Origin of the sequence: Kiloniella litopenaei, from assembly GCF_000982415.1 — a bacterium.
GTDB lineage: Bacteria > Pseudomonadota > Alphaproteobacteria > Kiloniellales > Kiloniellaceae > Kiloniella > Kiloniella litopenaei.
The window spans coordinates 1-732 of the sequence record NZ_LANI01000067.1; the positions used below are offsets into that span (position 1 = coordinate 1).

1 protein-coding gene is annotated in these 732 nt (G+C 48.5%); it reads left to right on the forward strand.

Annotation, left to right across the window (positions count from 1 at the left end):
- Nucleotides 1–218 (forward strand): transposase (locus tag WH95_RS20135; RefSeq protein WP_046510245.1); only part of this gene is annotated, 218 nt, incomplete at its 5' end.
- Nucleotides 219–732 lie beyond the last annotated feature (514 nt).

Sequence of the window (732 nt, forward strand, 5' to 3'; positions counted from 1 at the left end):
TGATCCGGGCAAAAGGCGCATGGCTTTTGTTTCTGCCGCCATACTCTCCCGATCTCAATCCCATTGAGATGGCCTTCGCGAAACTCAAAGCACACCTCAGGGCGAAAGCTGTAAGGACAATAGATCAACTCTGGAAAGCCGTTGGTGACATATGCTCGCTATACTCAGAACAAGAATGCCAGAACTATTTCAAGGCCGCCGGATATGACCCACACTGAACGCAAAATGCTCTAGTTCTCTAGCAACATGCTGACCATTGATTGAAACATCAACGATGATGGCAAGGCATTTCCCGGTAAAGTTATCAATCACATTAAACGGCCAAATGGCTGGCGCACAATGGCAGAGCGTCGTCGTGTCATGCGTTTACGTGTAGAAGTTCAGACTTGATGTGACAGTTTGCCGTTTTGATGGCGATGATTTGTCCGGTTAGATTTGGCCTACAAATTTTTCCTTCCAGATTTGTTTTCCTTCGATCATAGTTTCGAAGGGTGTTCTGCCACAACACATTTTACCCTCCTGTGTCAGGAGGCCCCGTCTATCGGAGCCTTCCGGCCCCTCATTCATTGAAGGCTCAGATTTAGGCGCAGGGGTGCGCTGTCTCAGGTCTAGATAAAATCCGATGACAGATCACATGATTTGCATCGGTCGCGGCATTTTGATGTTCGGGTGCTGAGGGGTTATTGTTCCGTACTGGCCTGCATTACATCTGCAATGAACTCGGCAAAGGGC